The sequence below is a fragment of the Acinetobacter sp. ANC 5378 genome, assembly GCF_013004315.1.
In the GTDB taxonomy this organism is placed as follows: Bacteria; Pseudomonadota; Gammaproteobacteria; order Pseudomonadales; family Moraxellaceae; genus Acinetobacter.
The window spans coordinates 66,884-74,971 of sequence record NZ_JABERK010000062.1 but is presented as its reverse complement, the minus strand read 5'-3'; the positions used below and the strand labels follow the sequence as shown (position 1 = coordinate 74,971).

Annotated in this window: 7 protein-coding genes and 1 pseudogene; 7 read left to right on the top strand and 1 reads right to left on the bottom strand. The window is 42.5% G+C overall.

What is annotated here, in order from left to right; all coding sequences use genetic code 11:
* The 7 genes and pseudogenes from HLH16_RS13110 to secF all read left to right on the top strand — a co-directional run.
* Positions 1-116, top strand: a pseudogene (locus HLH16_RS13110) (IS30 family transposase); the annotation flags it as partial.
* Between the two features lie 48 nt (positions 117-164).
* Positions 165-521, top strand: a complete 357-nt coding sequence (locus HLH16_RS15955) for a DUF4303 domain-containing protein (protein WP_350644070.1) — start codon at positions 165-167, stop codon at positions 519-521.
* A 152-nt stretch (positions 522-673) separates the two neighbouring features.
* Positions 674-1,033 (top strand): hypothetical protein, encoded by a 360-nt coding sequence (locus HLH16_RS15950; protein WP_350644068.1) that lies wholly within the window; start codon positions 674-676, stop codon positions 1,031-1,033.
* Between the two features lie 137 nt (positions 1,034-1,170).
* Positions 1,171-2,301: a tRNA guanosine(34) transglycosylase Tgt gene (gene tgt, locus HLH16_RS13100; RefSeq protein ID WP_171529651.1), complete on the top strand. Its 1,131-nt coding sequence runs from the start codon at positions 1,171-1,173 to the stop codon at positions 2,299-2,301.
* Positions 2,302-2,403: 102 nt separating this feature from the next.
* Positions 2,404-2,733 (top strand): preprotein translocase subunit YajC, encoded by a 330-nt coding sequence (yajC, locus tag HLH16_RS13095; RefSeq protein WP_131288646.1) that lies wholly within the window; start codon positions 2,404-2,406, stop codon positions 2,731-2,733.
* Positions 2,734-2,784: 51 nt separating this feature from the next.
* Positions 2,785-4,686 carry a protein translocase subunit SecD gene (secD, locus tag HLH16_RS13090; RefSeq protein ID WP_171529650.1) on the top strand — a complete coding sequence of 634 codons (1,902 nt, stop codon included), beginning with the start codon at positions 2,785-2,787 and terminating at the stop codon, positions 4,684-4,686.
* 8 nt (positions 4,687-4,694) lie between these two features.
* Positions 4,695-5,666, top strand: a complete 972-nt coding sequence (gene secF / locus HLH16_RS13085) for a protein translocase subunit SecF (RefSeq protein WP_171529649.1) — start codon at positions 4,695-4,697, stop codon at positions 5,664-5,666.
* 108 nt (positions 5,667-5,774) lie between these two features.
* Here secF and HLH16_RS13080 read toward each other — a convergent pair whose 3' ends face one another.
* Positions 5,775-8,081: a RelA/SpoT family protein gene (locus HLH16_RS13080; RefSeq protein WP_171529648.1), complete on the bottom strand. Its 2,307-nt coding sequence runs from the start codon at positions 8,079-8,081 to the stop codon at positions 5,775-5,777.
* Positions 8,082-8,088 lie beyond the last annotated feature (7 nt).

Here is an 8,088-nt window from a genome sequence, read left to right as displayed (position 1 = left end):
AAGAGCGGATAGAACAGATAGAGACTGCTCTAAATAATCGTCCTAGAAAGACACTGGGCTGGTATACACCCAGTGATATTATGGCTGGTTTTTATACTGTTGCACTTGCCGCTTGAATCCGCCATTTTAAAAAATATTAATTTCATAAAAAAAGAATAAAGCTCATGTTAGAACATATCCCCCTACTCAAAGAGGCGTTGATTGAGGAGTTTTACTCCTTATACGATCAATATAATGAAGATCAGATTTATGCCTGTGCCTTGGTCTTCAATGAATATTTAGGGCTAGATTATTTAGCCATATCAACCACACGCAGTTTATTCGCGGAGCATGAAGATCAGGCTCAATATTTATCGGAGCAAGATAAATGGCAGGTCAAAAAATGGCGCTATCGCTCTCACTCATCCGCCGAAAACCGCTTTGCGCAATTTAAATTAATCTTGGCGGATTATTTAAAAAAATCCATATCTTTGGCAATCCGTTACTGGAACAAAAATACGATAATGGTCAAAACAATTTAGATCTGCTGATTGCCACCTTTAAACAGGCCAAGGAAGCCTTTGCCCATTCTTATGGTTTGGATATCCATCATATTGTTTTTTTTATTCACACTCCCAATCAGCCCCAAGTTTTAGTCCATTCGGCACAATGCCTCAACATCGGCAGCCCATTATTGGATGAATTCATTCAACATCATGCTCCCGAAACCCTGCCTAAAAACCTATGCAGCAAACAAAAACTCTCTCAAGCCGATAAAGACCTGCTGGTCGATTTAGCACAAATGACGGAAGTTGAACCTTATGATTATTTACACATTGCACAGCAAGCCTATTTGCTCACTTTAGAATCGGCTTTCATTGATAGCAATCCCTATATCCAGAAACTGATTCAGACCATTGCAGCGATGGATTCTGGGATAAAAGATGGCTGTGCCTTAGAAAAAAATGAAATATTAGAACGGATTGAACAGTTCTATCATACAAGCCACAACCTGACTTTACTCAACCATGATTATTTCCCCCATATACCGTGAAAAGGAAAGTATCGAGTTAAAATCCGACAACGCTGGCGTTTATGTGCGTAATCTAGGAAAATAGCCAACTTTTAGCGGCGAACTGTTTATTCGCTCTTGCACTGCACGCAGTGCTTCGCTTTTGTTCAGGATATTGTATGAAGTTTGAAAAATTAGGCCAGTCGGGTCGTGCCCGTCGTGGTCGTTTAACGCTTGAACATGGTGTGATTGAAACGCCTGTGTTTATGCCTGTTGGTACCTACGGTACAGTGAAAGGCATGCTCCCACGTGATATTGAAGATATTAAAGCTCAAATTATTTTGGGTAATACCTTTCATCTTTATTTGCGTCCAGGTTTAGACGTGATTCGTGAACATGGCGGCTTGCACGAGTTTATGAAATGGAATAAACCGATTTTAACCGATTCAGGCGGTTTCCAGGTGTTCAGCTTGGGTGCAATGCGTAAGATCAAAGAAGATGGTGTGACTTTCCGCTCGCCGATTGATGGCTCTAAAGTCTTCTTATCACCTGAAATTTCAATGGATATTCAACATACCTTGAATTCAGATATCGTGATGATTTTTGATGAATGTACGCCTTACCCGGCAACCCGTGAAGAAGCACAGAAATCTTTGCAACTCTCGCTACGCTGGGCAAAACGCTGTAAAACTCAACATCATGATGTGCTCAAAAATAAAAATGCCCTGTTCGGTATTATCCAAGGTGGCATGTATGAGGATCTTCGTGATGAATCCCTCAATGGTTTAAAAGAAATTGATTTTGATGGTTTTGCCATTGGCGGTCTTTCTGTAGGCGAACCGAAAGAGGAAATGATCAAGGTACTGGATTATCTTCCTGTGAAAATGCCTGAAGATAAACCGCGCTACCTGATGGGTGTCGGCAAACCGGAAGATATCGTTGAAGCGATTCGTCGCGGTGTCGACATGTTTGACTGTGTGATGCCAACCCGTAATGCACGTAACGGTCATTATTTTGTGACGGAAGGTTTGGTGCGTATTCGTAATGCCAAATATCGTCATGACCAAAGCCCGCTTGATCCAAAATGCGACTGTTATACCTGTCAGAATTTCACTCGCTCGTACTTATTCCATTTGGAAAAATGCGGTGAAATGCTCGGTTCTATGCTCGGTACAATTCATAACCTGCGTTATTACCAAAGATTTACACAAGACATTCGTGATGCGTTAGATAATGGTACTTTTGATCAATATGTCCAAGAATTTTATGCCTGTCGTGGTCTAGAAGTACCGCCTTGTCCTGAAGATTAATCTTTCAGCATTTGCGCTGAAGAAAAAGACAAGGTAAATTGCAGGACAAGTTAGTTTATTATCATATTGTTGATATACAGTTTTTTATTTTAGGAAAATGAAATGAGCCTTTTTATTTCTACTGCTCACGCAGCAGGTGAAGCTGCAGCCCAGCCAAGTTTGGTAACGAACCTTTTGATGATTGCAGTATTTGTCGCAATTTTCTATTTCCTCATCTGGCGCCCTCAAGCAAAACGCGCTAAAGAGCACCGCACGCTAGTTGAAAGCCTAGGTGTAGGTAGTGAAGTGGTTTTTGCCGGCGGTTTAATGGGTAAAATCACTAAAATTGAAGGTGATTTTGCAGTGGTTGAATTAAGCCGTGGCGTAGAAGTAAAAATTCAGCGTGCAAGTGTGATTTCAGTTCTTCCTGAAGGCACATTAAATAATCTCTAATCAAAAAAAGTCGTGCCCTAGCACGACTTTTTCATTTTAAGAAGAAAACAAATGCGTTACCCAGCATGGAAATATCTGCTGATCATCGTGGTTTTGATGATCAGCACATTATATGCCCTGCCTAGTTTGTATCCCGATGAACCTGCTGTTCAAATTTCGGGTGCCAAAGCCGGTACCCAAATTGATCAAAGCATCGTACAAAAAGCAGAGCAATTATTAGAAAGTGAAAAAATTCCAAGCCATGACAACAGCTTTAGCAATAATGCTGCCCTTTTGCGTCTTGATACTTCTGAAGCACAGTTAAAAGCCAAAGAAGTATTACGTCGTGGACTTGGCGATAATTATGTTGTTGCATTGAACCTCGCTCCAACCACTCCTGAATGGCTACAAAAAATTGGTGCAAAACCAATGAAATTGGGTCTGGATTTACGTGGTGGTGTTCACTTCTTGCTTGAAGTGGATATGGATAAAGCCATCAGTCAGCGTATGGAAACGTCTGCGACTGATTTGCGTCGTCAACTGCGTGACAACAAGCTGAAATTCAATAGCCTTGCGTTGAATAACAACACCATTACCGTTCAGTTTGCCAATAACAGTGATCGTACTGCTGTCATGGACTTCTTGCGTCGTAATGGTAATGAATTCACTCAGCAAGCGATTGCATCAGAGTCAGGTTCAACTTTACGCCTGAACTATACTGATGTACGTAAGCAAGAAATTCAGTCTTATGCGGTAAACCAAAACTTGACTACGCTACGTAACCGTATTAACGAGTTGGGTGTAGCGGAAGCATTGGTTCAAACTCAAGGTAGCAACCGCATTGTGGTTGAACTTCCGGGTGTTCAGGACACTGCTGAAGCAAAACGTGTCCTGGGTCGTACAGCGAACCTGGAATTCCGTCTGGTTTCTGATTTGAATGACCAATATATCGATCCGTATACTGGTAAATCGACTGGTCAAGCATTACCTCCAGGTACAGAAATTTTTGCTTATGAATCACTGGATAGTGGTCGCGAATTACTGCTCAATCGTAACCGTATTCTGACCGGTGAACGTGTACAAAACGCATCAAGTGGCTTTAGCCAGGATACTGGCGGTGCTGAAGTAAATATTACTTTAGACAGCGCTGGCGGCAAGCTGATGTCAGATGCAACACGTAATGCAGTTGGTAAACGCATGGCGGTATTGTTCATCGAGAACAAGCAAAAAATCAGCTATGTACCCGATCCTGTAACCGGTGCACAAACTGAAGTGCGTACGCCTTATGCAGAATCTGTCGTGATTAATGCTGCAACTATTCAAGCGGTATTGGGTTCTCAGTTCCGTATTACCGGTCTGGATTCTCCACAAGAAGCGGCTGAACTTGCGCTAATGCTTCGTGCAGGTGCTTTGGCTGCGCCAATGTACTTTGTTGAAGAACGTGTAGTCGGTCCAAGCCTGGGTCAGGAAAATATTGACAAAGGTGTGTTATCGACTCAAATTGGTTTCATCCTGGTTGCAATCTGGATGGTGGTATTCTTCCGTCTATTCGGTGTGATTGCTAACTTTGCCCTGCTTGCCAACTTGGCGATGATCCTGACAGTGATGTCTTGGATTGGTGCTTCACTGACCCTTCCGGGTATTGCGGGTATCGTGATCACCATTGGTATGGCGGTGGATGCCAACGTACTGATCTGTGAGCGAATAAGGGAAGAGATGAAATGGGGAGCCTCGCCCAAACAAGCGATTGTCGCGGGTTATGATCGAGCCTATAACACCATTTTTGACTCCAACTTAACCACGTTCCTGGTTGCGTTTATTCTTTTTGCCATCGGTACAGGTCCTATCAAAGGCTTCGCCGTAACCTTGATGATTGGTATTATTTGCTCGATGTTTACTGCAATTACAGTGACCCGTGCAATCGTACAGCTCATTTATGGAAAAAAACGTAACTTGAAGAAGTTGAGCATTTAAGGAGATCGATGATGACTGATATGACTCAACCTGATTCAAAAAAATATGGTCGCCCTGATGATGAACGGATAATTCCGTTTATGAAAATCGCCAAACCAGCGGCAATTTTCTCCATTATTTTAACGATTGCAAGCATCTTCTTTATTGTGACCAAAGGTTTAAACCTCGGTTTGGACTTTACTGGGGGTGTTTCTGCAGAACTCAACTATGCTAAACCTGCCAACCAGGCTGAAGTAGTTAAAGCTTTAGATCAAGCCGGTTTCAAAGATGCGGTAGTGCAAACCCTCGGTAGCAATAAAGACCTTTTGGTGCGTATGCCAGCTCAAGACCTTGAAGTAGAAGACTTGAGTAACGCGATTACCAAAGCTGCCCAATTGCCGAACAATGCGGCTGAAGTCCATAAAGTGGACTCGGTCGGTGGTCAAGTCGGAAATGAGCTGTATTTACGCTCTGCAGGTGCTGTTGCATTAGCATTACTTTTAATGCTGGTATACGTTACGATTCGTTTCGAATTCAAGTTAGCTATAGGTGCGGTTCTTTCATTATTCCATGACGTCCTTGTAACAGTGGGTGTTTTTGCCATGATGCAATGGCCGTTTGACTTAACCGTATTGGCTGCAATTCTGGCACTTTTAGGCTTCTCGTTAAATGACAACATCGTGGTATCGGATCGTATTCGTGAAAATTTCCGCAAGATCCGTGGCGCAAGCCCACGTGAAGTTATCGATATTTCTTTGACAGAAACTTTACGCCGTACCATTCATACCTCAATGACCTTATTGCTTGTTGTCGTGGCAATGATGTTCCTCGGTGGCGAAGGTTTACACTGGTTCTCTATCGCGATGTTTATTGGTGTATTTGTCGGCACCTATTCTTCAATTTATATCGGTACTGCCTTTGCCCTATGGCGTGGCCTGAACCGTCAAGACTTCATTGTTCAGGTTAAACCTGAATTTGAAGAAGAAGAAATCCCTAAATAGTTTCTCTTTGAATTGACATAAAAAAGCCCATCTTCAGATGGGCTTTTTTATGTTTTTATGGTGCAGTAAAAATGATATCGAAAATTAGGACTTGTTTAAAGCTTTGAATTAATTCCCTTGTACCAAACGACGTGCGCTAATAATCCCCGGTTGTTGCTCTAAACGTGCCAGCAAACGTGATAACTGTGCCAAGCCTTTCACTTCAATTAACAACTTCATATTGGCAATACCATCTGTTTCTGAAATGGTATTCACCTGACGAATATTGATTTGATCTGAAAAAATCACTTGAGTTAAGTCTTTGAGCAGACCACGGCGGTCGTAGGCTTCCACCACAATCTGTACGCTTTGACCACGGGTCGGTTGCATTTCCCAATCGGCTTCAACAGCACGCTCAGGTTCGTGAGAAATCATGCGCACATAATCCGGACAGGCAACCTTATGAATACTGACGCCACGATTCAGCGTGATATATCCACCAATTGGCTCACCATGAACCGGTTGACAACATTGCGCAATATGCAATTCCACATTGTCCAAACCATCAATCAAAATGCCATGCGCAGACAAGGTATGACTTGCACGCGGATTTAAGGTCGGCTTGAGTACCAATTCAGGTTCATCTTGACCGATATGCATATGACGATTGACCTGATTGATCAAGGAATGCAGGCTGATATCGCCATTTACCAAACCAATCAGAATATCTTCACCCAATTTTACATTGAAGTGATTGCAATAATCATTTAAATCAATGCTTTTTGGATGAATCGCCAAACGTAAAAGTTCTTTATTCAGAATTTCACGACCAACTTCCAGATTTTTACTGCGGTCTTGCTGTCTAAACCAGTGACGCAATTTATCGCGTGCACGAGAGGTTTTGATATAACCCAGCGAGTTCACTAACCAGTCACGATTTGGTTCGCGATCTTTTTTAGTCAGAATTTCAACCTGTTCGCCGGTTTTTAAAGTATAGGTTAAAGGCACATAGCGCTGGTTGACCCGCGCTGCATAACACTTATTCCCTACTTCAGTATGTACATGATAGGCAAAGTCTAAAACGGTTGAACCACGGGGTAATTCTTTAATGTCTCCATCTCGGCTAAACACATAGATCTTTTCAAATCCTTCGAAATCTTGAACGTGTTCAAAATTCTCGGAATCATCATCTGATTTATGCGCGTTGGCATCATTACGTTCTTGATAATGCTCAAGTACTGCACGCAATGAATGTAAACGATGATTAAAGGAATGATCGGTATTTTTTGCGCCTTCTTTATAATTGAAGTGCGAACATACCCCAAGCTCTGCCTCGTTATGCATATCCTTGGTCCGGATTTGCACTTCAAGTGACTTGTTCTCTGCAATGACCGCAGTATGCAATGAGCGATAACCATTGGCTTTAGGGTTGGTAATGTAATCATCAAATTGATGTGGAATATGACGCCAAATTTGATGCACGATCCCCAATGAGTGATAACACTCAGGTATGCTTTTTACCAATACGCGAACCGCTCGAATGTCATAAAGCTGATCGAAACTGAGGTTCTTGCTTTTCATTTTTCGATAAATCGAATAAATGTGCTTCACCCGTCCGCTAATCTCGGCTTCGATACCGTAGCTCGCCAGTTCATTTTTCAGTTTATCAATGACAAACTGAATATATTGCTCGCGCTCTAAACGTTTTTCATTCAGTAAAGTTGCAATTTCTTTATAGCGTTCTGGCGCTAAATAACGAAACGCTAAATCTTCCAGTTCCCACTTTAACTGTGCAATCCCTAAACGGTGCGCCAAAGGTGAGTAAATGGTCAAAATTTCTCGAGCAACACGCTCTTGACGCTCGCGTGATGCTTGAGTCAATTCTCGCAAGGCATAGGTACGCTCTGCGAGCTTAATCAAGACCACTCGAACATCTTCGGTCACAGAAATCAGCATTTTATAAATGCCGCTTAAATGCTCTCTTTGATTATTATTAAAATGATCTTCTAGACGTTTGTTCTTTTCAATCAGTTCGGAAAGTTTACCCATCGCCAAGGTCCCTTGGACCAGACTATGCACTTGCTCACCAAAATGTTCACGAACTTCTTCAAGCGTCATGACGCCTTCACGCACACTTCGATACAGCATCGCTGCGGACAAAGTATCTTCATCCACATGTAAATGCGCCAAAATATCCGCCATCTCAATACCGGTATAAAAGGTATTGGAACGATGATTAACCGTGGTTTGCAACTCTTTCTGTAAAGTTAAATGGGCAACTTCTTCGAGTTGTTTAAGCGCTGCATCATCTAATATGCCACGAACCCGATCCAACCATTCCGCCAAATCGTGTCGAGCTTGTTCGGCATGCTCTACAGTCGCTTCCTCGGACAGCTCATTGAGACGTCCAGGAAGTTGTTCACGTACTGTGACCATACCCTTC